This window comes from Microbacterium testaceum (assembly GCF_001476655.1).
Taxonomy (GTDB): Bacteria; Actinomycetota; Actinomycetes; order Actinomycetales; family Microbacteriaceae; genus Microbacterium; species Microbacterium testaceum_C.
Genome location: NZ_LDRT01000045.1, coordinates 18,107 through 42,956 on the forward strand (window position 1 = coordinate 18,107; position 24,850 = coordinate 42,956).

Sequence of the window (24,850 nt, forward strand, 5' to 3'; positions counted from 1 at the left end):
CCCCCCACTCCACGATGACCGACATCGATTGGGACGAACTTCGTTCCGCTGCGACGGATGCCATGCACCGCGCGTACGCGCCCTACTCCCGCTTCAAGGTGGGGGCCGCGGCCCTCGTCGCCGACGGCCGCATCGTCTCCGGATGCAACGTCGAGAACGCCTCCTACGGGGTGACGCTGTGCGCCGAGTGCGGGCTGGTGTCCGACCTGCACATGTCGGGTGGGGGTCAGCTGGTCGCGTTCGTGTGCGTCGACGGCGAGGGCCGCACGCTCATGCCGTGCGGACGGTGCCGCCAGTTGCTCTTCGAGCACGCGATCCCCGGGATGCTGCTCGAGACCGTCAGCGGCATCCGGACCATCGACGAGGTACTGCCCGACGCCTTCGGCCCGCGCGACCTCGAGGAGGCGGCACGATGAGCGCCGAGCAGTACGACGCGGTCGACATCATCCGCGCCCAGCGCGACGGGCGGCCCATCACCGAGGGCGAGATCCGTTGGTTGGTCGACGCGTACACGCGCGGCTACGTGATGGACGCGCAGATGTCGGCGTTCACGATGGCGGTGCTGCTGAACGGCCTCGGCCGCGATCAGATCCGGGTGCTGACCGACGCGATGATCGCCTCGGGTGAGCGCATGGACTTCGGATCGCTCGGGAAGGTCACGGTCGACAAGCACTCGACCGGAGGCGTGGGCGACAAGATCACCCTGCCGCTGGCGCCACTGGTCGCCGCCTTCGGGGTCGCCGTGCCGCAGCTCTCGGGCCGCGGTCTCGGCCACACCGGCGGAACGCTCGACAAGCTCGAGTCGATCCCCGGCTGGCGCGCGGCGCTCTCGAACGACGAGATCATGGCGCAGTTGCGCGACGTGGGCGCGGTCATCTGCGCCGCGGGCACGGGTCTCGCACCCGCCGACAAGAAGCTGTACGCGCTGCGCGACGTCACCGGCACGGTCGAGGCCATTCCGCTGATCGCCTCGAGCATCATGTCGAAGAAGATCGCGGAGGGCACCGATTCGCTCGTGCTCGACGTGAAGTTCGGCTCGGGTGCCTTCATGCAGGACATCGACCGCGCGCGCGAGCTCGCCGAGACGATGGTCGCGCTCGGCACCGACTCGGGCGTGAACACCACGGCCCTGCTCACCGACATGAACACCCCGCTGGGTCTCGCCATCGGCAACGCCAACGAGGTGCGTGAGTCGGTCGAGGTCCTCGCCGGCGGCGGACCCACCGACGTCGTGGAGCTGACGGTCGCTCTGGCGCGCGAGATGCTCACGCTCGCCGGTCAGCCGGATGCCGACGTCGAGGCGGCGCTGAAGGACGGCCGGGCGATGGACGTGTGGAAGCGCATGATCCGCGCGCAGGACGGCGATCCGGATGCCGCACTCCCGACGCCCCGCGAGACCCACACGGTCGTCGCCGAGCGCTCCGGTGTGGTCACGCGCGTCGAGGCGCTGCCCTTCGGCATCGGCGCGTGGCGCCTGGGCGCCGGACGCGCGCGCGCCGAGGACGCCGTGGTGCACGCCGCGGGCATCGACCTGCACGTGACCGTCGGCCAGGCGGTCACCGCGGGTCAGCCGCTGTTCACCCTGTCGGCCGATGATGAGTCGCGCTTCGAGCGTGCCCTCGGTGCCGTCGAGGGGGCGCTGGAGATCGGCGACACCGCTCCTGCCGCGTCGCCCATCGTGCGTGAGCGGATCACTGCCTGATGGCATCCGGAAAGAAGGACACCGTGGCATCCGAGGACTTCCGTATCGGTCGCACGAGAATCGCCGACCTGCCCAAGGTGTCGCTGCACGATCACCTCGATGGGGGCCTGCGTCCCCAGACGGTGCTCGAACTGGCCGACGAGGTCGGTCTCGACCTGCCCGCCGACGACGCGAAAAGCCTGGAGGCGTGGTTCTCCGATCACATCGACGGGGGTTCGCTCGAGGACTACCTCGAGAAGTTCGACGCGACCGTCGGCGTGATGCAGACGCGCGAGGGTCTCGTGCGGGTGGCCCGGGAGTTCGTCGAAGACCTGGCCGCCGACGGCGTCGTCTACGGCGAGGTCCGCTGGGCGCCGGAACAGCACCTCACGCGCGGCCTGAGCCTCGACGAGGTCGTGGACGCCGTCCAGGAGGGCATCGAGGAGGGTGAGGATGCCGCGGACGCCCGCGGTCACGACATCCGCGTCGGTCAGCTGCTCACCGCCATGCGTCACACCGACAACTCCCGCGACATCGCCGAGCTCGCCGTCGCCTGGCGCGGACGGGGCGTCGTCGGTTTCGACCTCGCCGGGGCGGAGGACGGGTTCCTCCCGAGCCGCCACCGCGCGGCGTTCGACTACCTGGCCGAGCAGTTCTTCCCCGCCACGGTGCACGCGGGAGAAGGGGCCGGCCTGGCATCCATCCGCTCCGCTCTCATCGACGGACGCGCTCTGCGCCTCGGTCACGGCGTGCGCATCGCCAACGACCTCGACGTCGTCTCGCGCGAGGGCGAGGAGGTGCAGGTCACGTTCGGCGACCTCGCCCGCTGGGTGCGCGACCGCGAGATCACGCTCGAGCTGTCGCCGACGTCGAACCTGCAGTCGGGGGCCGTCACGGCCTGGGGCGACACGATGGACGCGCACCCGTTCGACCTGCTGTACCAGCTCGACTTCTCGGTCACCGTGAACGTCGACAACCGCCTCATGAGCGCGACGACGCTGACCCGCGAGCTGGGGCTGCTGGCCCAGGCGTTCGACTACGATCTCGACGACCTCGAGGCCTTCCAGCTCAACGCCGCGGCCGGGGCTTTCCTCCCGGTCGAGGAGCGCGAGGAGCTCATCGAGATCATCTCGGAGGGCTTCCAGCGCTGAGTGGCGCCGTCAGGGGCGCGGACCGTTTCCGGTCCGCGCCCCTTCGCGTTCCGCGCGACGTCGCTTCTCCTCCGGCTCTGCTCCGCAGCGGGCGAATCTCCTGAGCTTCGCGCCCCAAACGCCGAACAGCCGCCGGTTCTGGCCGCACGCGCGTGGTTTTTCAGGAGTTTCGCCCGAACCGGGTGCGGGGCGGCGCGGCGCGGCGCGGGGGTCTCGAACGGATCGGGGCTGCCGGAAGCGGGCGAAACTCCTGAAGGACCGGTCCGGGCGGGAGCGAAAGGCCCTCGCGGGGGAGTGGCCGCGCGGTTTTTCAGGAGTTTCGCCCGCGCTGGCCGTGCGCCAGGATGCGCTCGAGCGCGGTGCGTACGCGGTCGGGGTGGTAGAGGATGTCTTCGGCGAGCAGGCGGAGCGTCGTGTATCCGCGTTCCAGTGCTGCCATGTCGCGACGCCGGTCGTTCTTGTGCGCATCCCATGTCCCGTGGAACTGCTCGCTGTCGCACTCGACGATGAGCCATCCGTCGACGAGGAGGTCGACGCGACCCACGCCGTCGATGCGGACCTGCAGCTCGATCCGACACCCGAGCTGACGCAGGAGCAACCGCGCCAGCGACTCGGTGCCCGCCTCCGCGCGCGGATCCACCAGGCGACGCAACACCTGGAACCGCTGCGGGACGCGGGAGAACACCTCGCCGATGTCGGCTTCGTCGACCAGTCCCAGGTGCCAGGCGCTGTCCAGCGTCGCAACGGCCGATCGTGGCGGCTGGCATCGAATCGCCTGCGCGAGAGCCTCCACCACGTCGACCGTGAGCCGGTTTCGCGTCGCCGACGACGGACGCCAGTGATAGACGACGCCGCCGGGTGCCGGGGGCCGGCGGCTGGCCAGCCGGTCCTGTTGCACGTGCCGGTCGGCGTGGTGATGGACGAACACTCCCCGCAACGCCAGGAGGCTGATGCAATCCAGACGCCCACCCACACGCGCTGCTGCGACGACGTCATCATGTGTGTCGGCCGCGACGAATCGGCCCTGCCGCACGCGCGTGAGGGTGCCGTCGGCGACGGCGCGGACGAGAGAGCGACGCGACCATCCCGCCGCATGAAGGTCACGTGTCGCCCACACCATCTCGTGGTTCTGGTGGTGCCCGAGATCGACGGATGCCATCGCCCCACCCTGACGGTTCCGCTCGGCGTCGCCGCGAGGCGGGGGCGAAACTGTGGACAACTGGTGCTGGGGAGGAGCGGTCGGCCACTACCCGGGGCGAGCCAAACTCCTGAATCTCGTGCCCGAACCGGCCTTCAGCGGCGGCATCCACGGGGGACGGGTGGATTTCTCAGGAGTTTCGCCCGCGCGGGCGGATGCCGCGGCCCGGGGGTCTGCCGCGGCCCGAGGGTCTGCCGCGGCCGGGTGGGGGCTACGGCCGCGGCAGGAACCCGGCCAGCTCCTGGGCGATCACCCGATCCACCTCGGCCGGGTCGGCCGTGGGGGTGCCGTCGCCGGGCTGGGGGCCGTAGGCGCCGAAGGATGCGTGGGAAGCGCCGGGGATCTCGACGAAGGTGGCGTTCGCGGGCAGTTCGGCCTTGGCATCCGCGATCTTCTGCGGAGTGCTCAGGCCGTCTTCCGAACCGGACAGGCTGAGCACGGGGATGCCGGATGCCGAGAGGTCGTTCGCGCAGTACGAGGCGAACAGCACGAGGGCGTCGGCGTCGGTCGCGAGCTGACACGCGCGGACACCACCCAGGGAGTGCCCGCCGACGGCCCACGCGGAGACACCGGGGGCGAGGTCGGTGAAGGTCGAGAGCGGACGCGGGTCGAAGAACGCGAGATTCAGCCACGGTTTCGTGATGACCACCGTGACGCCGTCGGCGACGACCGTGTCGGTGAAGGTCGCGATGTACCCCTCGGCCTGCACTTTGGCTCCCGGGATGAACACGAGGCCCTGGCCCGTCGCGCCGGCTGTGGGGGAGAGGACGATGCCGGCTCCGTCATCGGTGATCGTCAGCCCGGGGTTCGCCTCTGCTTCGGCGAGGGGGGCCGGTTCGGCCCCCATCACACCGACCTGGCTGTAGATCAGGATGCCGCCGACGAGCAGCACCACGAGGGTGCCGAGTCCGGCGAGGGTCCAGCGCAGCCACCGGCGCCGGCGACGTGGGGCGGGAGCGGGGGCGGCGGAGGGGGTGCTGTCGGTCACGTCATCGAGCGTATCCCCGGCCCGGGGACGGCGCACCGCGCTGAGCTCGGGGCGGCCGCGATGGCCGCCGTTCCGCGCGGACGCGCCGAGGTGTCATGGCCGCCCGGGTGGGTCGCTCGGGACGGCCGCGACGCCGCCGCTCTGCGCGGATGCGCCGAGGGCGAGCGACCTCGCGCGGGTATCGCGCGGCGCGCCGGAAAGACGGGCCGCCGCAGAGACACGACACCGCCGACGCGTCGCGAGGAGCGACCACGTCGGCGGTGTCGTGTGGTCAGGCGGTGAGTTCCGCCTGGCGCGCGGCGACGATCTCGACGACACGCGCGTACAGCGGGTGCTCGGCGTCGAGGCCGGTCACCTCGGCGGTGAACGCCTCGGCGTCGAGCTCGCGCAGCAGGCGCTGCAGGTCGACCGCCTGGGCGTCCTCGGCATCCTGGAACGAAAGCGCCGCGGCCATCGCGGCCACCAGTGCGTCGACGGGAAGGTCCCGCTCGATCGCCTCGGCCGCGGGCCCGACGAAGCGTTCGTGCCGCGACAGCTTGCGCAGCGGCTGCCGGCCCACGCGCCAGACGGTGTCGGGCAGAGCGGGGTTGCGGAAGCGGCGCAGGATCGTCGCGCGGTACTCGCCCTGCACGTCGGCGTCGAGCTCGTGCTTCTCGACGAGGAGGGCGCTGGTCTCCTCCAGCGTCGCCTCGACCTTGGCGGCGATGGCGGGATCGGCGAGAGCGTCCGAGATCCGCTCGATGCCCGCCTGCGCGCCGAAGTACGCGGTCGTGGCGTGTCCGGTGTTGACCGTGAAGAGCTTGCGCTCGATGTACGGCTCGAGGTCGTCGACGAAGTGCGCGCCGGGGATGTGCGGCGGGGTGTCGCCGAACGGCGCCCGCTCGATGGCCCACTCGTAGAACGGCTCGACGGTGACGTCGACGCCGCGCTGCGCCTGGGCGGGGACGATGCGGTCGACCGCGGTGTTGGCGAAGACGGCACGGGATGCCAGGGCGTCCCACGATTCGCCGGCGAGCTCGACCACGTGCTCGCGCAGCTGGTCGGTCGCACCGATGGCGTTCTCGCAGGCCATGATCTGCAGCGCGGGCAGGGAGGGGTCGCGAAGCGCGAGTCCCGCGACGATGTGCGGGGCGACGAACTTCAGGATCGTGGGTCCGACGGCGGTGGTCACCACGTCGGCCGTGGCGATCTCGTCGACGAGGGCGTCGGCATCCACCGAGCTGTCGATCGCGCGGAAGTTCGTCACCTGCGTGTCGACGCCGCCCTCGCCCACCTCGTGGACGGTGTACGACGACGCGTCGTTGATCGCGGCCACGAGGGCGGCGGAGACGTCGGAGAAGACGAGGTCGTAGCCGCCCTCGTGCAGCAGCAGTCCGACGAAGCCGCGGCCGATGTTGCCCGCGCCGAAGTGGACGGCCTTCATGCGTTGACGGAACCCGCGAGGGCCTCGTAGAGCTCCTCGGGCGAGGAGGCGGCCTTCAGGCGCGCGACGTCGTCCTCCTCGGAGAAGAGGATCGCGATCTGCGACAGGATCTCGAGGTGCTCGTCGCCCTTGCCGGCGATGCCGATCACGAAGGTGACGGGCTCCCCGCCCCAGTCCACGCCGCCGTCGTAGCGGACGACCGACAGGCCGGACTCGAGGATCGCCTGCTTGGTCTCGTTGGTGCCGTGGGGGATCGCGAGCTCGTTGCCCATGTACGTCGACACGGTCTCTTCGCGCGCCTGCATGGCGGCGAAGTAGTCGGCGGTCACGGAGCCGGTGGCCTGCAGCAGGTCGGCCGCCTCTTTCATCGCCTCCTCACGGGTGGCGCTCCCGGGGTGGATGCGGACGGATTCGATGCGGAGGACGTTCGACATGGTTCTCGCCTTTCTCGTCGTGCTGTCCAGCCTCGCAAAACGCGGGCCGGACGGGAAGACGCCAGGGGTCGGGCTGACGCTCCGACCCCTGGCGTGCTAGGGGGTTACTTGGACTCGTGCTGCGAGCGGACCATCTCCACGACCTCGTCGTATCGCGGCGAGTTCATGAAGTTGTCGACCGACACGTGCAGCGAGTCGGGCGACTGCGCCTTGGCGCGGTCGGTGAGCTGGTTCTGCGTGATCACCAGGTCGGCCGAGCCGTCGAGGTTCGCGATCGCCTGGTTGGTGACCGTGACGCCCTCGATTCCCGCCTTCTTGATCTTGTTGCGCAGGACGCTCGCGCCCATCGCCGAGGAGCCCATGCCGGCGTCGCAGGCGAACACGATGTTGTTCAGCTGCTTCGTCGTGACGGCTCCGCCGAGGCCGCCCAGGACGCCGTCGACATCGCGGTCGGCCGCCTCGGTGGTGCCCGAACCGGTGGTACCGGCGGCGCGGGTGCGCAGGGCGCCCAGTGCGGACGACTCCTTGCCCTTGTTCGCGGCGGTCTGGTCGATCGCGGCGGCGAAGCTGTCGCCCTCGGCCTCCTGGTCGCGCTTGCGCGAGGCGCGGAGGATGATGCCCGCGATGAGGAACGTCACGACAGCCGCGACGACCACCGAGAGGTAGACCACGAGAACGTTGCCCACTCCGCCACCGGCGGCCGCAGCCGTCACGGCGATGATGCTTCCGGGGGCGGCCGGGAATGCGAGGCCACCGCCGAAGATCATGTTGACGGCCACGCCCGAGGCACCACCGGCGATGAGCGCCAGGATCGTCATGGGCTTGGCGAGCGCGTACGGGAAGTAGATCTCGTGGATGCCGCCGAAGAACTGGATGATGATCGCGCCCGGGGCCGACGCCTTCGCCGCACCGATGCCGAAGAAGGTGAAGGCGAGGAGCAGACCCAGGCCGGGACCGGGGTTCGCTTCGATGAGGAACAGGATCGACTTGCCGGACTCGGCCGCCTGCTCGATGCCGAGCGGGGTGAAGACGCCGTGGTTGATGGCGTTGTTGAGGAACAGCACCTTGGCCGGCTCGACGATGATCGACAGCACCGGCAGCAGGTTGAACTGCACGAGGAACCCGACGATGCTGCCGAGGACCGCGCTGATGCCGAGGAAGACGGGACCGAAGGCGAAGAAGCCGACGATCGCGAGGACCATGCCGAGGATGCCGGCGGAGAAGTTGTTCACGAGCATCTCGAAGCCGGGGCGGATCTTGCCGTCCCACAGCTTGTCCATCTGCTTGGTGATCCAGGCCGCGAGCGGGCCCATGATCATCGCGCCGAGGAACATCGGGATGTTGGTGCCCACGATCACGCCCATGACGGCGATGGTCGCGACCACGCCACCGCGCGCGCCGTAGACGATGCGTCCGCCGGTGTTGGCGATGAGCAGCGGAAGCAGGTACGTGATCATCACGCTGACCAGGCCGACGTAGCCCTGGTAGGTGCTGCCGTCCGCGTTCGCGGTCAGCGCGGTCGCCGCTCCCGGCCAGCCGATGGTCGCGGCGTCGCCGCCGCCGCCGAGGATCTCGGCAACCGGAGCCCAGTGCCAGGCGGGCCCGAAGGGGCTCTTGGCGCCGAAGAACCCGGCCGGGATGAAGAGCATCGTGATGAAGCCCCAGGCGATGAAGGCCGCGATGTTCGGCATGATCATGCCGGAGAGGAACGTGCCGAATCGCTGAACCGCGATCCGAGCCCCTCCCGGCTTCTTTGCGGGTGACGTCGTCGTCATTGCTGTGTCTCCTTGGTGTGGTGCACGGCGGGGCCGCGCTGTTGGGGGATGACGGCTCGCGCCGTGGTGCAGGTGGGGGCGGCTGTCACCGCCCCCGGGTGGTTCACGAGGCCGCGGGGACGGCCTCACGGGTCAACGAAGCGGCCTGGGCCGCCTCGCGGGCGGAGGCCGCGTCGTCGGCGGCCAGGGCGGCCTCGGCGATGCGCAGGGCGTCGTCGAGCGTGTGGGTGAGCAGCGTCGCGCGCACGTCGGCGAGGGCCGTGGGGGCCATCGACAGCGTGGTGGCGCCGAGACCGACGAGCACGACGGCCAGCAGCGGGTCGGCCGCGGCCTCGCCGCAGATGCCGACGGGCTTGCCGTTCACGCGGCCCGCCGCCCCGACCTCGCGGATGAGGCGGAGGACGGCCGGATGCCACGGGTCCTGGAACGACGCGACCGAACCGAGCAGCCGGTCGGCGGCGAGCGTGTACTGCGTCAGGTCGTTCGTGCCGATCGAGGCGAAGTCCGCGATCTGGAGGATGCGGTCGGCGAGCAGCGCCGAAGAGGGCACCTCGACCATCACGCCGGTGGTCTTCAGGCCGTAGTCCTTGGCCAGCGCCGTGAAGTACCGGGTCTCCTCGACGGTCGACACCATGGGCGCCATGACCCACAGGTCGGCGGGGCCGGCCTCGGAGGCGCGGGTCGCGGCATCCGCCTCGGCGAGGGCGGTGAGCTGCTCGCGCAGGATGTCCTCGCTGGCGCGGAGGGCGCGAAGGCCCCGCAGACCCAGCGCGGGGTTCTCCTCGTGCGCGTCGTTGAGGAAGGGGAGGGGCTTGTCGGCGCCGGCGTCGAGCACGCGCACGACGACCTTCTTGCCCGGGAAGGCGCTCAGCAGCTCGATGTACGCCGCGCGCTGCTCTTCGACCGTGGGCGCGGAGCTGGAGCTGAGGAAGAGGAACTCGGTGCGGAACAGGCCCACGCCCTCGGCGCCCAGCTCGACGGCCTCGGCGGCGCCGCTGGGCTTACCGAGGTTCGCGAGCAGCGGCACCTTCGTGCCGTCGGCGAGGGCGCCGTCGGTGATGGGGGCGGATGCCGCGGCGGCACGGGCGTCGGCGCGGTTCTTCGCGCGCTCGAGGTCGTCGGCGCTCGGGTCGACCGTGACGACACCGGCGGCGGCATCCACGATGACGGACTGTCCGTCGACGAGGTCCTTCGCCCCCGCGGCGCCCACGACCGCGACGATCGACTTCTCGCGGGCGAGGATCGCCGTGTGCGAGGTCGGGCCGCCCTCGGTGGTCACCAGCGCGAGCACCTTGTCGAGGTCGAGCAGAGCGGTGTCGGCCGGGGCGAGGTCCTTCGCCACGAGCACGAAGGGGTGACCGGGATCCGGGATGCCGGGGGCCGCGACGCCCCGGAGGCGCGCGATCACCCGCTGGGCGACGTCGTCGAGGTCGGCGGCGCGCTCGCCGAGGTATCCGCCGAGGGCGACGAGCTGCTCGCGGAACGAGGCGAAGGCGTCGTGCACGGCGAACTCGCCGGTCTTGCCGGCGGCGAGGCGGCTGTCGACCTCTGCCTCGAGGGTCGGGTCCTCGGCGATCATCGCCTGCGCCTCGAGCACGTCGCGGGCGGCGCCGCCCGCCTGCGCGCCGCGGGCCTCGAGCTCGCGCGCGACGGCGCCGACGGCCTCGCGCACGCGCGCCGTCTCCTCGTCGATCGAGAGCTCGCTCTGGGCATCCTTCGGGGCGGGCAGGGGCTCGGCCATGCGCGCGATGGGTCCCTGGGCGACGCCCAGTCCGATTCCGACTCCACGGAGTTCCGTCATGGTGCTGTTCTTCCTTTACTGGGCGCGATTACGCGGCGTCGTGGTCGGTGGTCAGCAGTTCGCTGAGGCGGTCGATGGTGGCCTCGGCGGCGTCACCGTCGGCGGTGAGGGTGACGTAGTCGCCGTACTCGAGGCCCAGCGCGATGATGCCGAGGATGCTCGCGGCGTTCACCGGAGCCCCCGCGTCTTTGGCGATGGTCACGGGGATGCCGGACTCCTTCGCCGCCTGGGCGAAGAGTTTGGCGGGGCGGGCGTGGAGGCCGTGCGACGATCCGATGCGGACCGTCCGGGTGAGGCGGGGCATGCGTCACTCCTTCTCGGGGGTCAGAAGCGGTCGGGCGCCGAGGACGCCCTGGACGAGAGCGAGCGTGCGGCTGCCGTCGAGATCGGTGAAGACGTCGGAGGGGAGCAGCACCACGTGGACGCCGCGCGTCGCGGCATCCCGTTCGATCCCGTCGAGGTCGCCCTCGAGGTGGGGACCGACGAGGACGATGTCGCACGCATCGAGGTCGATCGGAAGGGAGCGCATGGTTCCCGCGGAGGCGGCGTAGTCGAGACCGCGCTCATGGGCCGCGCGGCGTACGCGCTGCGCGACGAACGTGCTGGACGCACCCGCACCACAGACCACCAGGATCCTCATCGAACCCGCCTCCTTACCTCTCGATTGTCCGGAAGCGGCTCCCAGCGGACAACCAGGTTCGTTTCCCACCCCCCGGAACACGGATGCCGGTCGCCCGCGCCGCCCCCCGAGGCGCGTGGTTGGATGGAGGGAGCGCTGCCACACCGGGCGCGGCGCGGAGGACGGATCGTGACGACGAAAGCTCGCCAAGACCGCCTGCTGGCCCTGTTGCTGCGTGACGGGGAGTGGTCGACGGCCGCGTCCCTGGCGGACGCACTCGGGGTGACCCCGCGGAGCATCCGCTCCTACGTGACGGCGATCAACGCGCGCGTGGCAGAGGGGGCCGCGGTCGAGTCCGGACCCCTCGGCTACCGCGCCGGAAGCGAAGCCGCCGCGGCGCTCCGGGCGGGCGGGGGAACGGATGCCGGGACCCCGCGCGATCGCCTCCACACGCTGGTGCGACGGCTGCTGGATTCCGCCGACGGCATCGACGTCTTCGAGACCGCCGACGCGCTCCACGTCAGCGCGGCGACGCTCGAAGCGGATCTCTCCCGCGTGCGTGGACTCCTCGGCGGAACGGAGCTGACGCTCGAGCGATCGGCATCCCTCGCCCGCCTCCGCGGAACCGAGGTCGCTCAGCGTCGCCTGCTGTCCAAGCTCGCGCACGACGAGATGGATGCCGGACACTTCGACCTCGACGCGCTGCGGCGTACGCTCGGCGAGAGGTCGGTCGGGGCTCGCGCGTTCGGCCCGTTCAAGGCCGAGCTGGTCGCCGAACTCGGCGGCCTCGGCTATTTCGTGAACGAGATCGGCATCGGCGACGTGGTGATGCACATCGCGATCGCGGCCGATCGCACCACCCGTGATCGCGCGCTCGGGTCGACCGGTGCCGACGTGTCGGATGCCACGGCCGCGGTCGCCGAGCTGCTGGACCGCCTGACCCTGAAGCACATCGGCGTCCAGCTCGGACAGGGAGACCTCCGCCATCTGGCGACGCTGGTGCTCACGCGGATCGTCGCGCCGGGTGCTCCCGCGGCCGACGACGTGCGGGCCCGTCTGTCGCCCGAGGTCGAGGCGGCCGTGCGCGCGGTCGTCGAGGCGGCGGCATCCCAGTTCCTCGTCGACATCGCCCACGAGGACTTCATCCTGCGGCTCGCGCTGCACGTGCAGAACCTCCTGCATCGCTCGCGCGAGCAGGCCTGGTCGCGCAATCCTCTGACCCGCTCGCTGAAGTCGACCTACCCGATGATCTTCGAGGTCGCGGTGTACATCGCGACAGGCCTGCAGGATTCGCTCGGCATCCCGATCCTCGACGACGAGATCGCCTACGTCGCGATGCACGTCGGCGGACGTCTCGAGCGCAGCCGCCGCGCCGACCAGCTCCTCACCGCGACCATCGTCTGCCCGGGCTACTACGAGCTGCACGAGCTCTTGCGCTCGAGCGTCGACCGCTCGCTCGGACAGGCGATCGAGGTGGTCGGTGTCGAGACGCGCATCGACCCGGTGTGGGAGGGCATCGACACCGATCTGGTGCTGACGACGATCGACCCGCCGCGCACCGGCGATCGGTTCGTCCGCATCCAGCCGTTCCTCACCGACGCCGACGTCGAACGCGTGCAGGCCGCGGCGGGGCGCGTGCGGCGGGGGAGGCGTCTGGCGCGGCTGCGCGCAGAGCTGGAGCGCTACTTCTCACCGGACGCGTTCGTGCGCGGCCTCGACGGGGTCGAGGGGGAGGCGGGCGTCATCCGGGACCTGGGTGCTCTGCTGACGCGGCAGGGCGTCATCGACGACGATTACGTCACCCGCGCCGTGGAGCGCGAGGCCATCTCCTCCACCGCTTTCACCGATGCCCTCGCGGTGCCCCACGCGATGGGGATGACGGCGACGCAGACCCGGATCGCGATCGGCATCGCCGATCCCTCGATCGTCTGGGGCGAGGGCCGCGTGCAGGTCGTGGCGCTCGTGGCGTTCAGCGAGACGGACCGGGAGGCGTTCCAGACGGTGTTCGAGCAGTTCGTCGAGGTGTTCAGCGAGCGCGACAGCGTGCAGCGGATCGTCCGTCGCGGCACGGACTTCGCGGCGTTCCTTGACGAGCTGGTCGCGGTCATCGACGGCTGACAGGGTGCGGCCGGCGGGCGCGACCTGCGTCCCGGTGGTTCGCGGACACCCCTCGGGATCGCGCGGTGCAAGAGGCTCTCGTCAGCCCGCCAGCACATCCGTGCGCGACACGGCGAGCAGCCTCTCGATCGCATCGGCCGCTCGGGGAGCGGCCCGTCCGTCGCCGTACAGCTCTCGCGCGCGCGACATGAGCGCGTGGGCGGCCGGGTCGTCGAGCAGGGTCGCCAGTTCGGCCGCGACCACTTCGCGGCGCGTGCCGATGAGCCGCGCGGCCCCGGCCTCGACGCCCTCGCCGCGTTCGGTCGTATCGCGCACGACCAAGGCCGGCACGCCGAGTGCGGGCGCCTCCTCCTGCACCCCGCCCGAGTCCGTGACGACGCAGTGGGCGCGAGCCAGCAGACGACCGAACTGCGCGTAGGGCAGAGGCTCGCACAGGATCACGCGGTCGGTGTCGCCGACGGCCGAGATCACCTCGCGACGCACGCGAGGGTTCGGATGAACGGGCAGCACCGCCACCACATCGGATCGAGCGGCCACCGTCTCCGCCACCGCGGACACGACTCGTGCGAGGGGCCCTCCCCATGACTCGCGTCGGTGGACCGTGACGAGCACGAGCCGGTGCCAGCCGTTCACGATCTCCTCCATCGCGGGATCGTCGAAGAGCTGCGGGTGGCTCCTCTGCCAGTGGAGCGCGTCGATACCGGTGTTGCCGGTGACCACGATGTCGTCGGAGGAGACACCCTCGGCGCGGAGGTTGGCGGCCGCGCTGTCGGTCGGTGCGAGATGGAGCGAGGTCAGCGGCGCGATCAGTCGACGATTTCCTTCCTCGGGGAAAGGCGAACGCAGGTCGCCCGATCGCAACCCCGCCTCGAGATGGATCACGCGAGCCCCGGCGTAGTAGGCCGCGACAGCCGCGAGCGCGGCACTGGCGGTGTCTCCCTGGACGACGACGGCATCCGGGGCCGACTCCGCCCAGCGGTGGGCGAGGGCGGCGAAGATCGCGGACGAGGTCTCGGCGAGCGAGGAGCCCCGTCGAAACACATCGAGGTCGGCGTCGGGCGTGATGCCGAACGAGGCGTTGACCTCATCGGCCATCTGGCGGTGCTGTCCGGTGACGGTCACGGTCGTGCGGGCGGAGTCCCGGCGCCGGAGTTCCGCGACCAACGGCGCGCACTTCACCGCTTCCGGGCGGGTGCCGTAGACGACCTCGATCCAGGGACGGTTCATCGGCGGTCCTTTCTGCCCGGTCGGGTCCCGGTGCGGTGGCGGTCGCGGCGGAGGGGAGCCGCGGGACCGGGAGGTTCTGCGGGGGAGGCGGTATCGCTCTCTCTCGACGCCACGGGGGAGTCATCCCTCCGGGTGCGGCGAGGGGCCTCGACGGTGCGCGTTCGCCCGCGCCGCCGGGGGGCGGCATCCGGAATCGGTCGACGAGAGGACTCGCGCAGGGCGATGCGCAGAGAGAGCAGGATCGCCGCGATGAAACCGGCGATGACGAAGAGTGAGCCGAGGTAGCGGTGCACGAGGTCGAATCCCTCACGTCCGTACTCGCTGTACGCCCACGCGGCAGAGCCGAAGCGGATCATGTTGCTGGTCACCGCGACGATCACGCCGAGGGCGAGACCCAGACCGACGCGGGAGGAGCGCGCGCGCGTCACGCCGAGCACGGCGACGGCCAGGAGGACCAGCGGGACGACCAGGACGGTCGTCGAGCACAGGGTCGTGATCGACAGTCCGGTGACCTCGGGCGTGCCGATGCCGAAGTACACGATCGAGCCCGACGCGACAGCGCGACCGGGGGTGAAGGGGGCGATGACGGCGCGCGCGAGCATCGCTTCCCCCGCGCGCGTCTCGGCTTCCGCGCTGATCAACAGCGCGGCGATGGTGAGGAGCAGCGCGGCGAGGATCGTGCGCCGCGCGCGACCGGTGCGCGTGCGGGAGGCGGCGGCGACGCTCACGATTCGACCGCCAGGAGAAGGCGTCCGGCCTCGGCATTGCGACGTGTCTTCGTCCACCCCCGCCGCCCCGTCAGCATGCGCCCGAAAGCACGGATCACGCAGACGTAGCTCTGATACATGTAGAGCCAGTAACCCAGACCCCACACCGCTGCGCGCCAGAGGGAGTGGCGTTCCTCGCGGAGCGCGTACACGAGCGGCCAGAGCGAGAACGGCAGGATGCCGGTGAGCACCCACAGCGGCACGATCCACGAGGCCGAAGAGATCCAGCCCAGGATTCCGCCGGGGGAGAGCGCTCCCGAGACGAGCATCGCCACCGCGACGCTCGGCCACAGCACGGAGCCGGCGAGCTGGATGTACGGGATCGCGAGGAAGTACGCCGCCTCGAGCGCACCGGCGTTGGTGAAGTTGCGTGACGAGTAGATCCGCGGGAGGTAGCGGGCGCATTGAAGGCCGCCCTGGCACCATCGCGTGCGCTGAGTGAGCAGTCGACGAGCTGACGGGAGGGCTTCCTGCGAGACCCACGTGTCGTGGGCGTACACGGTGCGGTACCCGGCCAGCATGATTCGAAGCCCCACCTCGTAGTCCTCGAGCAGGGCATCGCCCCAGGGCTCTCCTTGCGCGGAGGACGCGGCACGCAGGGCACTCAGTCGAGTGAACTGGCCGTTCCCCCCGAGCCCCACCGAGACGGTGCGCATCCGGAGGACCTGCATCGCCGCGATCGTCGTGCGGAACTCGATGTCCTGCATCCTCACGAGGTAGCGCGCCCACGCTTGGGCGAGACGACCCCGCCCCGGGAGAGGGGCGGGGTCGTCTCTGTTGCTCATCCGCACGGCGACCTGGACGGCACCGACGTCCGTCGAACCGAAGGCGGTGGCACCCGACGCCTGACGCAGGGCGTTCGGGGCGAGGGATCCGTCTGCGTCGAGGACGATGACGATGGTGCGATCGTCCTCCCGACCTTCGCTTCGGGAAGCCCTCCACTGCGTGAGCTGCGCGTAGGCGGCGTTGAGCGCCGCCCCTTTGCCCGTGCGGGCATCGGGGAGACGGCGGATCACCGCGTGCACGAACGAGTCGCGGGCGGCGATGGTCGAGACGATGGCGCCGGTGCCGTCCGTGCTCGCGTCGTCGATGATCCACACGTGAACGTCGGGGAATCGCTCGCGCATCCTCTTCACGGTGTGCGCGATCACCGTCGCCTCATCCCGGCAGGGGACGAAGGCGTGCCACTCGAACGCCCGGGGGTCACCACCGCGCGCACGCCTCCGCCGCGCGAACGGGACGACGATGAGCGTCGTGTAGGTCAGGAACATCACCAGGAACACGAACGAGAGCGAGAAGAGGATGTCGAGCGGGTTCACGGGTTCTGCCGCGCCTTTCCGGATGCCGTGGCCTCGTCGCCGCGACCGCGCAGCCACACGGAGCGCCAAGCGAACAGAGCACCGAGCAGGGCCGCGCCGGCCCCGACGACGGCGAGTGTCGCCGTCGGGGCCGTCGAGCCGGTGACCGCGAGGATCGCGGCCCCTCCGCCCATCGCGCCGTTGCGGTACATCGCGTCAGCCCTGGATGGACGCCACGCGCGTGCGTCGACGCAGCGCGAGGCCCGCCAGGACGATCGCCCCGACACCGACGAACCCGCCGGCGAGGGCCAGCGACTCGGGACCGGCGACCGGAACGGCGAGCTGTCCCGCGTTCGGGCCGACCGTCGCGTTCGCCAGATTCACGCTCGCGAGCGACCCGGACGGACCGAGCCCCAGACGCAGCGCGGTCTGCGTGAACGAACCGTCGGAACCCGTCGACTGCACGTTGACCTGCATCTGCGCGAGCTGCGTCAGCGCATTGCTGAGCGGGGTGACGATGGTGTTGCTGATGCCGTTGAGTACGGGGACGATCGTCGCCTTCGCGGTGTCGACGGCCGCCTGCAGGGCGATGCCCGCCGCAGCGGTGAAGATGTTCGACCGCAGGTTGGCGGCGAGAGCGCTCGCCGCGTCCAGCACACCGTTGACCTGGCTGATGATCTTGTTCGCCACCGCCTGCGGGACGTACGAGAGCAGGTCGGTGCCCGCGGGCAGATCGTTGACGCTGGCGACACCGGCGGCCGAGGTGAGGTCGTCGAGCGTCAGCTGGATCTTGCCCGACGAGAAGGGGTTCGTCAGCCCCGCGCCGCTGGTGTTCGCGAGCGAGATCAGCGTGTTCAGCGCCGGGTTCACGACGGCGAGCACACCGGAGACGACCGTGCCGTCGACGACGAAGCCGGCGTCCGACAGCACGTACTGACCGGTCTGCGTGCCGTCGGCGGCTTGCTGGGCCGAGGCGGCCAGCACGCCGAGGTCGACCTGCACGCCGACGGGTGCCGACGACGATCCCACGCGGAAGGTCGCCGACTGGTTCGCGGACGGCGAGCCGACGCTCGATGGGGTGACGCTGCCCACGCCGATGAGGCCGGGGGCGGCGGAGACGGCACCCGAGAACGCCGACGAACTGCCGTCGTCGCGGGCCTGGGCGTACTGGCCGACGGCGCCGAGCTGGATGATGCCGTTGTCGCCGAAGAGGTTCGTCGACCCGGCGGACAGGCCGATGAGACCGGCGATCGCCGAGGCGTCCAACGGCTGGTCGACGGTGACGTCGCCGCTGGCATCCTGATTGACGGCCTGAGCTCCTCGCAGCGCGACGGCGTTGTCGAGCACATTGGTGCCGAGAAGCGACGTCTCGACGAGTCGGCCGGTGCCCTGCGAGACGACGGCGGCAGCCTGCGCGCTGGTCGCGGGGATGAGCAGCGCGGCGGCGACGGCGACGGCGCCCGCGGTGCGCGTCGTCCGCCATACCCGGCCGGACGACGTAGATGATCTGGTGGTCATGGTGTCTTCTTCCTGGTTTGTCCGCACACCACGGAGCCCGCTTTCGGGTCGGGTTGTGCGGGTCGTGGTGACGCTATGAGGTCGCCGCGATTCGCACATCGGTGTCGCATACGTAACGTTCGCGCTGAGCGTCTCCGCGTCGGGTGCGGTATCTGAACGCAAACACTGAGGCGTCTCAGTGACGGGGGAAAGACGCGGGATTCGGTGTAGGAACAGAGGGGGGTGCCGCCTCGCGTACCCCTGAGACAAGGGGGTTGCAGCCCATGGGTGCTGGTCGGAGATTCGTAGGTCGCTCGGCGGAACGAGCACTGGCGGTAGCCGCCTTCAACCGGAAACGAAGCGTGTTCGTGACGGGCCCCAGCCGGAGCGGGCGCTCCCACCTCCTGATGTCGATCGTGGAAGAGCTGGCTCGACCCGCGGTGTTCCTCGAACGTCGGCCCGACGGCGTGACCCGATGCGGACCCCGCAAAGCCGATCGGCATCCGGTCTCGGGGGCCGACGACATCGCCGCGCTGATGGACGCGATCGATGACGACACCGTTCTGGTCGTCGACGACCTGGATCTGCTCCCGTACCCGGTGCTGGAGCCGCTCCTGGACGCCTTCCGCTCGACACCGCCCGTCCTGCTGGCCGCCATGTCGCCGCGTCATGTCGTGGCGTCGTCCGGCGGGGAACGGTGGGAGGCGCTTCGTCCGATGTTCGACCAATCGGCGGCTGTGGCCATCCCGTTGCCGCCGCTGTCATTGCGCGAGACGGCGGAGCTCAGCGACACCTTGCGCACCGCCCGGTACGGAGCCGAGCGCGCGGACGACGCCTGGCAGATGGCACTGCACCATCTCAGCGGCGGCAGCCCGGCCCTCGTTCGCGAGATCGTCGAGGCGGCGGCGGCTCGCGGGCGTCTGCACGCGCTCCTTCCCATCGACCCCCAGAGCGATGCTCTCCCGGGGGCGGTCGTGGCATCGGCGACGAAGATGCTCGCGCCTTTGGACGCTCGCGATCGACGGGTTCTCGCGGCTTTGGCCGAACTCGGGCCGGTGCCGCATGGGCACCTGGGGTCGATCGTTCCGGCGGATGTCCTCGCACGCTTGCACGACGGCGGCCTGCTGTCGGCGGGCGCGGATGCGAGCACCGCCGCCGTCAGCGGTGTGATCTCACGGATGGTGGGGGATTCGAGCGATCTCGGCGATCTCGGCGACGAGCGGCGAGAGCTGGCGCGAGAACTTCTCCTTCTCGCCCGCCAGGCATCCTGGTTGACGCCGGGGGAGCAGAAGTTCTGCGCGCGATGGGCGGAGACGGGACACGACCCGTCGCTCGAAACGGCCCTGGCGCGGATCCTTCCGCGCGCGGCGCTCGCCCTCGCGCGGTCGAGCTCTCCCCGAGAGGCGCTCCCCGTCGCGGAACGAGTGCTCGCGCGAGGCGTCGACGCCACCGCTCTCTCCGCGCTCATCGTCGCCCGCGTGGCGCTCGGGGAGTACGCCGAGGCGGAGCGTCTCCTGGATCAGTACCCCGCTCCCACGACCAAGGAAGAGCGCGATGGGGCTCTGCATCTGCACGTGGGTGTCCTGTTCGCGACCTCTGCCGGTGCCGACGCCGCCCTGGAGCGGCTGAGGGAGCTGGTCGGCTGGGCCCCGGACGATGAGGTGTGGCGGCTCCGGGTCGAGTGCTCGGTGAACGCCCTGTCCTTGTCCAGCGGGTCGGCCCCCGACCTCCCGGGCGACCTGGCCGCGCGTGCCGAGGGCGCGGACGAGGAGACGATCAGCCTGGCGGAAGCCTGTCAGGCGGCTGTCGAGGCCTCGCGCGGCAACAGCGACAAAGTGCACGAGCTCCTGCGCCGGCGGCAGCAGACGCACGGGATGGACGTGGAGTCGAACGTCACGGTGTTCCGACTGCACGCCTTCGCCTTGATGATGCTCGGCGAAGACCTGGACCTGGTTCAGAGAGCGACACGGCGCCGACTCCTCGTGGCGCGGTGGGAGGATCGCCAAGACGACGTGGCGATGTTCGCTCTCACGGACGCGTCGATCCAGCTCATCCGTGGTCGGACGGCGGACGTCCACCTGAGCCTGGGACTCATCGACGTGAGTCCCCCGGAGTCGACGCGCATCTGGATCGAGATCGTCCGGGCCGCCGCGCTCGTCCTCGACGGCGACCTCGTGCACGCCGCGGCCGCCATCGAGCGCATCGACGCCGTCTCCGAGGGCTGGGGCCGCGGGGGATTCGGCGCCGTGCGCGACACCGTGTGCGCGCTTCTCGATGCGGCCAGTCGTCGGCCTCTCGCGGCGGCCTCGAGGGCGGAACGGGCCTTGTCGCAGGCTCAGCGGACGGTGCCGCTCCTCGTGCCGGCGCTGTTGCGCTTGCAATTGCAGGGGGGAGCCACGGCCGAGGAGGTCCTCGAGCGAGCCGAGGACATCTCCGCGGACCTCGACATCGCCCCCTTGCGGGCCTTCATCGACGAACTGCGCGCGATGACCCGGAGAGACGTGGCCCGGTTGGACGTGTTGACGGCACGGGAGAGAGAGGTCGTCCAGCTGGCGGCGGCAGGATTCTCGAACTCCGAGATCGCCGCGCGCCTGACCCTCTCGGTCCGAACCGTCGAGTCCCACCTGCACCATGCGCGGACACGGCTCGGGATGGGGCGCTACGAGCGATTCTCCTCCACGGCCGGCTCCCTGCCGGCCGGAAGCCGCTGAGCCGGCGGCACCGGCGTGCCGCGCCCCACCGGGTGCGTCGCCCCGCGACCGTCCTCGGGCCGCGGGGCGACGCAGGCGTCAGCTTCGCGCGGCGACGAGCAGTTCCTCCGCACCGGCACGCAGCGCGGCCAGACGCCGGTGGGCCTTCTTCGCCGAGCCCGCCTGCACGTCGAGGTACAGCTTGAGCTTCGGCTCGGTGCCGCTCGGACGCACGATCAGGCGCGAGCCGTCCTCGAGCCAGAGCCGCAGCACGTCGCCGGGCGGTAGTCCGTCCACACCGTGCAGCAGATCGTCGACGCGCGTCACCGCGATCTCTCCGACCGTGACGGGCGGCTGGGCGCGGAGGGATGCCATGATCCCGCCGATCTCGCTCAGGTCGGTGACCCGCACCGAGATCTGGTCGCTCGCAAAAGCGCCGAACGTCTCGCGGAACTCGCGGAGCAGGTCCGCGACGGTCCGGCCCTGCGCCCGCGCCTCGGTCGCCATCCCCAGCAGCGCGACCGCGGCGGAGATCCCGTCCTTGTCGCGGACGACGTCGGGGTTCACGAGGTAGCCCAGCGCCTCTTCGAAGCCGAAGACGATGCCCGGAGCGCGCGAGATCCACTTGAACCCGGTGAGCGTCGCGCGGAAGTCGAGACCGTAGTGCTCGGCCACCGCCTGGAGTCCGGGAGACGAGACGAGCGAGCACGCCAGTGTCCCGCCCGTTCCGGCCGCGGCCGCGGCGCGTGCGGCACGCCACCCCAGCAGCAGACCGATCTCGTTGCCGCTCAGCCGGTGCCATCCGCCCTCGGTCTCGGTATCCGGGATCGCGACGGCCAGACGGTCGGCATCCGGATCGTTCGCGATGATCAGCTCGGCATCGGCCGCGCGCGCGGTCTCGAACGCGAGATCCATCGCCCCAGGCTCTTCGGGGTTGGGGAAGGCGACCGTCGGGAAACGTCCGTCCGGGTGGATCTGGGCCTCGACGACCACCGGCTGCGGGTAGCCGGCGCTCTCGAGCACGCGCGAGACGGTCTCCCATCCCACGCCGTGCATCGCGGTGTACACCCAGCGCAGCCCCGCGGCTCCGGCCGGCGCCGGGGCGACGGCGGCGGTCGCGGCGACGTACGCCTCCACCACGGATTCGGGGGCGTTGGCGTACCCCACCGAGCGCGGCAGGATCGTGACGTCGCCGTCATCCGCGATGCGCTGGATGTGCGCGGCGATCTCGGCGTCGGCGGGCGAGACGATCTGCGCGCCGTCGTCGGCCCCACCGAGGTAGACCTTGTAGCCGTTGTCGTCGGGCGGGTTGTGGCTCGCCGTGACCATCACGCCGGCGTCCGCACCGAGATGGCGCACGGCGAAGGCGAGGACGGGGGTGGGCAGCAGACGCGGCAGGAGGATCGCGTGCAGGCCCGCCCCGGCGAAGATCTCGACCGAGTCGCGCGCGAACACGTCGGAGTTGCGGCGGCCGTCGTACCCGACGACCACCGTCGGCGTGCCGCCGGAGGAACGTTCGCGCAGGTACGCCGCGAAGCCCGCCGCGGCCTGCGCCACGAGCACCCGGTTCATGCGGTTCGACCCGGCGCCCAGCGTGCCGCGCAGGCCCGCGGTCCCGAAGGCCAGGCGCGTCGAGAAGCGATCGGCGAGGTCGTCGGCGGCCGCGGCATCCCCCTGTTCGACCCGGGCGATCAGGCCCGAGAGCTCCTCGCGGGTGACGGGGTCCGGGTCCTGCGCCAGCCAGGCGCGCGCCGCGGCGAGGTACTCGCTCACAGGGCGTGGACCACGCGGGCGAGCAGGGCCGAGATCACCGGCTCCGCCTCGCGACCGGCCTCGAGGACCTCTTCGTGGCTGAGAGGCGTCTTCTGGATGCCGGCGGCCAGGTTCGTGATGAGCGAGAAGCCCAGGATCTCCATGCCGGCCTGGCGCGCGGCGATCGCCTCGAGCGACGTCGACATGCCGACGATGTGCCCGCCGATGGCCTTCGCCATCTGCACTTCGGCGGGGGTCTCGTAGTGGGGCCCTCGGAACTGCGTGTACACGCCCTCGTCGAGCGTCGGATCGATCTCGCGCGCGATGTCGCGAAGGCGCTTCGAGTACAGGTCGGTCAGGTCGATGAAGGTCGCACCCTCCAGCGGGGAGTCGGCCGTGAGGTTGATGTGGTCGCTGATGAGGACGGGCTGGCCGGGCTTCCACGTCTCGCGGATGCCGCCGGCCCCGTTCGTGAGGATCATCGTGGTGGCACCGGTCGCGGCGGCCGTGCGCACGCTGTGCACGACGCGGCGCACGCCGTGGCCCTCGTAGTAGTGGGTGCGGGCACCGATGACGAGGACGTTCTTGCCGCCGGGCGTGCGGACGCTGCGGAGCGTTCCGACGTGGCCCTCCAGTGCGGGCTTCGAGAAGCCGACGACCTCGGTCGCGGGGAACGACGCCGTCTCCTCGCCGATGAGCTCGGCGGCGCGGCCCCAGCCGGACCCGAGGGTGACGGCGATGTCGTGGTGCTCGACACCGGAGAGACGGGCGATGTCGTTCGCCGCGGCCCGCGCGACCTCGAACGGGTCGACCGCCGGGTCATCGAGCGGGTGAGAAATGCTGTTGGACATTCCCCCACTCTAGAAAGCGGCGAGCCCCGGGGCCAGACGCCGACCGCGCGTCGTTCGAAGGAAGCGCCCTAGGGAAGAATGGATGCCATGGTGCAGAGCTTCGAGCGCAAGCAGTCCGTCGCGATCGTCGGTGGGGGACCCGGTGGCTACGAGGCGGCGCTGTCGGCCGCTCAGCTCGGCGCCGACGTCACCCTCGTGGAGCGCGCGGGAGTGGGCGGCTCCGCCGTCATCACCGACGTCGTCCCCTCCAAGACCCTGATCGCCACCGCCGACGCCGCGGTGGCGATCCGCAATGCCAGCGAGCTCGGCGTGCAGCTGTTCGCCCGCGACGATCACGGCAAGCCCCTCACCCCCGAGGTCGCGATCAACCTCGCCGCGGTGAACCAGCGTCTTCTCTCCCTGGCCCGGCAGCAGTCGGACGACATGCGCGCGTCCCTGCTCGAGGCGGGCGTCCGGATCATCTCGGGGCACGGGCGGCTCGACGGCCCCGGGGCCGTGGTCGTGTCGACCGAGGCGGGCGGCACCGATTTCGACCGCATCGAGGCCGAGACCCTGGTCGTGTCGGTCGGCGCCTCCCCGCGTGAGCTCCCCTCGGCCAAGCCCGACGGCCAGCGCATCCTCACGTGGACGCAGCTCTACAACATGAAGTCGGTGCCCGCGCACCTCATCGTGGTGGGCTCGGGTGTGACAGGTGCGGAGTTCGCGTCGGCGTACATGAACCTCGGAGCCAAGGTCACGCTCGTCTCGAGCCGCGATCAGGTGCTGCCCGGAGAGGACCAGGATGCCGCGGCCGTCCTCGAACGCGTCTTCCAGCGCGGTGGCATGACGCTGCTGTCGAAGGCGCGCGCCGACTCCGTCGTGAACACCGGCGACGAGGTCGTCGTGACCCTCGCCGACGGCCGGACCATCACCGGCAGCCACTGCCTCATGGCGGTCGGCTCGATCCCGAACACCGCGGGGATCGGCCTCGCGGAGGCGGGGGTGCAGATGACCTCCTCCGGGCACATCCGCGTCAACCGCGTCGCGCGCACGTCGGTGCCGAACATCTACGCCGCGGGCGACTGCACGAACTTCTTCCCCCTGGCCTCCGTGGCATCCATGCAGGGTCGACAGGCGATCTTCCACGCCCTGGGCGACATCGTGATCCCGCTCGAGACCCGACGGATCACGGCCAACATCTTCACCGCGCCCGAGATCGCGACGGTGGGCTTCAGCGAGCAGGACGTCGTCGACGGCAAGATCGCGGGAGTCGTGAAGAAGCTGCCGCTCTCGGCCAACCCGCGCGCGAAGATGCAGGGCATCACCGACGGCTTCGTGAAGTTGATCGCCCGCAAGGGCAGCGGCACCGTCATGGGGGGCGTCATCGTCGGCCCGAAGGCGTCGGAGCTGATCTACCCGCTCGCGATCGCGGTGGAGCGGCGTCTGACCGTCGACCAGGTGGCCCGCGTCTTCGCGGTGTACCCCTCGCTGACCTCGAGCATCACCGACGCCGCGCGCGCGATGCACATCGTCGACCGCGACGATCCCGGCGAGGACTGAGCGCGCCCGGATGCCGGTCTCCCCGGCATCCGCCCTCCGCC

21 protein-coding genes are annotated in these 24,850 nt (G+C 70.9%); 6 read left to right on the forward strand and 15 right to left on the reverse strand.

Annotation, left to right across the window (positions count from 1 at the left end; genetic code table 11):
* The first annotated feature begins 14 nt into the window (after window positions 1–14).
* The 3 genes from NS220_RS07610 to NS220_RS07620 are packed head-to-tail and all read left to right on the forward strand — an operon-like array spanning window position 15 to window position 2,832.
* Complete coding sequence (locus NS220_RS07610) at window positions 15–416, forward strand: cytidine deaminase (protein ID WP_013583709.1); 402 nt, start codon at window positions 15–17, stop codon at window positions 414–416.
* A complete protein-coding gene (locus tag NS220_RS07615; RefSeq protein ID WP_058623478.1) occupies window positions 413–1,702 on the forward strand; it encodes a thymidine phosphorylase in 1,290 nt (429 codons plus the stop codon). The genes NS220_RS07610 and NS220_RS07615 overlap by 4 nt, the downstream gene beginning before the upstream one ends.
* Window positions 1,702–2,832, forward strand: coding sequence for an adenosine deaminase (locus NS220_RS07620; RefSeq protein WP_242864561.1), 1,131 nt, complete (start codon window positions 1,702–1,704; stop codon window positions 2,830–2,832). The genes NS220_RS07615 and NS220_RS07620 overlap by 1 nt, the downstream gene beginning before the upstream one ends.
* Window positions 2,833–3,142: 310 nt before the next feature.
* On the opposite strand, the gene NS220_RS07625 is transcribed toward NS220_RS07620, so the two are convergent.
* The 8 genes from NS220_RS07625 to NS220_RS07660 all read right to left on the reverse strand — a co-directional run bounded on the left by NS220_RS07625 (window position 3,143) and on the right by NS220_RS07660 (window position 11,091).
* The gene (locus tag NS220_RS07625; protein ID WP_058623479.1) at window positions 3,143–3,991 is read right to left on the reverse strand and encodes a type IV toxin-antitoxin system AbiEi family antitoxin domain-containing protein; all 849 of its coding nucleotides are present in this window, start codon (window positions 3,989–3,991) and stop codon (window positions 3,143–3,145) included.
* A 250-nt stretch (window positions 3,992–4,241) separates the two neighbouring features.
* Window positions 4,242–5,018: an alpha/beta hydrolase gene (locus NS220_RS07630; RefSeq protein ID WP_058623480.1), complete on the reverse strand. Its 777-nt coding sequence runs from the start codon at window positions 5,016–5,018 to the stop codon at window positions 4,242–4,244.
* 271 nt (window positions 5,019–5,289) lie between these two features.
* The gene (locus tag NS220_RS07635; RefSeq protein ID WP_058623481.1) at window positions 5,290–6,441 is read right to left on the reverse strand and encodes a mannitol-1-phosphate 5-dehydrogenase; all 1,152 of its coding nucleotides are present in this window, start codon (window positions 6,439–6,441) and stop codon (window positions 5,290–5,292) included.
* On the reverse strand, window positions 6,438–6,875 hold the full coding sequence (locus NS220_RS07640) for a PTS sugar transporter subunit IIA (RefSeq protein ID WP_058623482.1): 438 nt from the start codon (window positions 6,873–6,875) through the stop codon (window positions 6,438–6,440). The genes NS220_RS07635 and NS220_RS07640 overlap by 4 nt, the downstream gene beginning before the upstream one ends.
* A gap of 104 nt (window positions 6,876–6,979) precedes the next feature.
* Window positions 6,980–8,650: a PTS mannitol transporter subunit IICB gene (locus NS220_RS07645; protein WP_058623483.1), complete on the reverse strand. Its 1,671-nt coding sequence runs from the start codon at window positions 8,648–8,650 to the stop codon at window positions 6,980–6,982.
* A 103-nt stretch (window positions 8,651–8,753) separates the two neighbouring features.
* Window positions 8,754–10,451, reverse strand: coding sequence for a phosphoenolpyruvate--protein phosphotransferase (gene ptsP / locus NS220_RS07650; RefSeq protein WP_081323033.1), 1,698 nt, complete (start codon window positions 10,449–10,451; stop codon window positions 8,754–8,756).
* Window positions 10,452–10,479: 28 nt separating this feature from the next.
* Window positions 10,480–10,755 (reverse strand): HPr family phosphocarrier protein, encoded by a 276-nt coding sequence (locus NS220_RS07655; RefSeq protein ID WP_058623484.1) that lies wholly within the window; start codon window positions 10,753–10,755, stop codon window positions 10,480–10,482.
* A 3-nt stretch (window positions 10,756–10,758) separates the two neighbouring features.
* Window positions 10,759–11,091: a PTS sugar transporter subunit IIB gene (locus tag NS220_RS07660; RefSeq protein ID WP_058623485.1), complete on the reverse strand. Its 333-nt coding sequence runs from the start codon at window positions 11,089–11,091 to the stop codon at window positions 10,759–10,761.
* A gap of 123 nt (window positions 11,092–11,214) precedes the next feature.
* Between NS220_RS07660 and NS220_RS07665 the strand changes: the two genes are divergently transcribed.
* Window positions 11,215–13,188: a BglG family transcription antiterminator gene (locus NS220_RS07665; protein ID WP_242864562.1), complete on the forward strand. Its 1,974-nt coding sequence runs from the start codon at window positions 11,215–11,217 to the stop codon at window positions 13,186–13,188.
* 81 nt (window positions 13,189–13,269) lie between these two features.
* Here NS220_RS07665 and wecB read toward each other — a convergent pair whose 3' ends face one another.
* From wecB to NS220_RS07690, 5 genes are read right to left on the reverse strand one after another with little or no spacing between them, the layout of a single operon-like run.
* Complete coding sequence (gene wecB / locus NS220_RS07670; protein WP_058623486.1) at window positions 13,270–14,415, reverse strand: non-hydrolyzing UDP-N-acetylglucosamine 2-epimerase; 1,146 nt, start codon at window positions 14,413–14,415, stop codon at window positions 13,270–13,272.
* On the reverse strand, window positions 14,412–15,143 hold the full coding sequence (gene xrtS / locus NS220_RS07675; RefSeq protein ID WP_058623487.1) for an exosortase S: 732 nt from the start codon (window positions 15,141–15,143) through the stop codon (window positions 14,412–14,414). The genes wecB and xrtS overlap by 4 nt, the downstream gene beginning before the upstream one ends.
* On the reverse strand, window positions 15,140–16,501 hold the full coding sequence (locus tag NS220_RS07680; protein WP_058623488.1) for a glycosyltransferase family 2 protein: 1,362 nt from the start codon (window positions 16,499–16,501) through the stop codon (window positions 15,140–15,142). Before NS220_RS07680 ends, xrtS begins: the two co-directional genes overlap by 4 nt.
* Window positions 16,498–16,692 (reverse strand): hypothetical protein, encoded by a 195-nt coding sequence (locus NS220_RS07685; RefSeq protein ID WP_058623489.1) that lies wholly within the window; start codon window positions 16,690–16,692, stop codon window positions 16,498–16,500. The genes NS220_RS07680 and NS220_RS07685 overlap by 4 nt, the downstream gene beginning before the upstream one ends.
* A 4-nt stretch (window positions 16,693–16,696) precedes the next feature.
* On the reverse strand, window positions 16,697–17,998 hold the full coding sequence (locus tag NS220_RS07690) for a PVV-CTERM domain-containing choice-of-anchor G protein (RefSeq protein ID WP_058623490.1): 1,302 nt from the start codon (window positions 17,996–17,998) through the stop codon (window positions 16,697–16,699).
* A gap of 386 nt (window positions 17,999–18,384) precedes the next feature.
* On the opposite strand from NS220_RS07690, the gene NS220_RS20395 reads away from it, so the two are divergent.
* Window positions 18,385–20,688 carry a LuxR family transcriptional regulator gene (locus tag NS220_RS20395; protein ID WP_058623491.1) on the forward strand — a complete coding sequence of 768 codons (2,304 nt, stop codon included), beginning with the start codon at window positions 18,385–18,387 and terminating at the stop codon, window positions 20,686–20,688.
* A 78-nt stretch (window positions 20,689–20,766) separates the two neighbouring features.
* Here NS220_RS20395 and NS220_RS07700 read toward each other — a convergent pair whose 3' ends face one another.
* Together NS220_RS07700 and NS220_RS07705 are read right to left on the reverse strand one after the other, a co-directional pair.
* Entirely contained in the window at window positions 20,767–22,440 is a 1,674-nt protein-coding gene (locus tag NS220_RS07700; protein ID WP_058623492.1) for a phospho-sugar mutase, read from the reverse strand.
* Window positions 22,437–23,270 (reverse strand): purine-nucleoside phosphorylase, encoded by an 834-nt coding sequence (locus NS220_RS07705; protein ID WP_058623493.1) that lies wholly within the window; start codon window positions 23,268–23,270, stop codon window positions 22,437–22,439. Before NS220_RS07705 ends, NS220_RS07700 begins: the two co-directional genes overlap by 4 nt.
* A gap of 78 nt (window positions 23,271–23,348) precedes the next feature.
* Between NS220_RS07705 and NS220_RS07710 the strand changes: the two genes are divergently transcribed.
* Window positions 23,349–24,809 (forward strand): NAD(P)H-quinone dehydrogenase, encoded by a 1,461-nt coding sequence (locus tag NS220_RS07710; RefSeq protein WP_058623494.1) that lies wholly within the window; start codon window positions 23,349–23,351, stop codon window positions 24,807–24,809.
* Window positions 24,810–24,850: the final 41 nt, after the last annotated feature.

What these genes read in the sequence shown, in the direction of transcription:
- NS220_RS07645 (WP_058623483.1), bottom strand. Translation starts at nt 8,650, where the DNA reads ATGACGACGACGTCACCCGCAAAGAAGCCGGGAGGGGCTCGGATCGCG.
- ptsP (WP_081323033.1), bottom strand. Translation starts at nt 10,451, where the DNA reads ATGACGGAACTCCGTGGAGTCGGAATCGGACTGGGCGTCGCCCAGGGA.
- NS220_RS07665 (WP_242864562.1), top strand. Translation starts at nt 11,215, where the DNA reads ATGGAGGGAGCGCTGCCACACCGGGCGCGGCGCGGAGGACGGATCGTG.
- NS220_RS07705 (WP_058623493.1), bottom strand. Translation starts at nt 23,270, where the DNA reads ATGTCCAACAGCATTTCTCACCCGCTCGATGACCCGGCGGTCGACCCG.
- NS220_RS07615 (WP_058623478.1), top strand. Translation starts at nt 413, where the DNA reads ATGAGCGCCGAGCAGTACGACGCGGTCGACATCATCCGCGCCCAGCGC.
- NS220_RS20395 (WP_058623491.1), top strand. Translation starts at nt 18,385, where the DNA reads ATGTCGATCGTGGAAGAGCTGGCTCGACCCGCGGTGTTCCTCGAACGT.
- NS220_RS07640 (WP_058623482.1), bottom strand. Translation starts at nt 6,875, where the DNA reads ATGTCGAACGTCCTCCGCATCGAATCCGTCCGCATCCACCCCGGGAGC.
- NS220_RS07610 (WP_013583709.1), top strand. Translation starts at nt 15, where the DNA reads ATGACCGACATCGATTGGGACGAACTTCGTTCCGCTGCGACGGATGCC.
- NS220_RS07710 (WP_058623494.1), top strand. Translation starts at nt 23,349, where the DNA reads ATGGATGCCATGGTGCAGAGCTTCGAGCGCAAGCAGTCCGTCGCGATC.
- NS220_RS07660 (WP_058623485.1), bottom strand. Translation starts at nt 11,091, where the DNA reads ATGAGGATCCTGGTGGTCTGTGGTGCGGGTGCGTCCAGCACGTTCGTC.
- NS220_RS07635 (WP_058623481.1), bottom strand. Translation starts at nt 6,441, where the DNA reads ATGAAGGCCGTCCACTTCGGCGCGGGCAACATCGGCCGCGGCTTCGTC.
- NS220_RS07685 (WP_058623489.1), bottom strand. Translation starts at nt 16,692, where the DNA reads ATGTACCGCAACGGCGCGATGGGCGGAGGGGCCGCGATCCTCGCGGTC.
- NS220_RS07625 (WP_058623479.1), bottom strand. Translation starts at nt 3,991, where the DNA reads ATGGCATCCGTCGATCTCGGGCACCACCAGAACCACGAGATGGTGTGG.
- NS220_RS07655 (WP_058623484.1), bottom strand. Translation starts at nt 10,755, where the DNA reads ATGCCCCGCCTCACCCGGACGGTCCGCATCGGATCGTCGCACGGCCTC.
- NS220_RS07620 (WP_242864561.1), top strand. Translation starts at nt 1,702, where the DNA reads ATGGCATCCGGAAAGAAGGACACCGTGGCATCCGAGGACTTCCGTATC.
- NS220_RS07690 (WP_058623490.1), bottom strand. Translation starts at nt 17,998, where the DNA reads ATGACCACCAGATCATCTACGTCGTCCGGCCGGGTATGGCGGACGACG.
- wecB (WP_058623486.1), bottom strand. Translation starts at nt 14,415, where the DNA reads ATGAACCGTCCCTGGATCGAGGTCGTCTACGGCACCCGCCCGGAAGCG.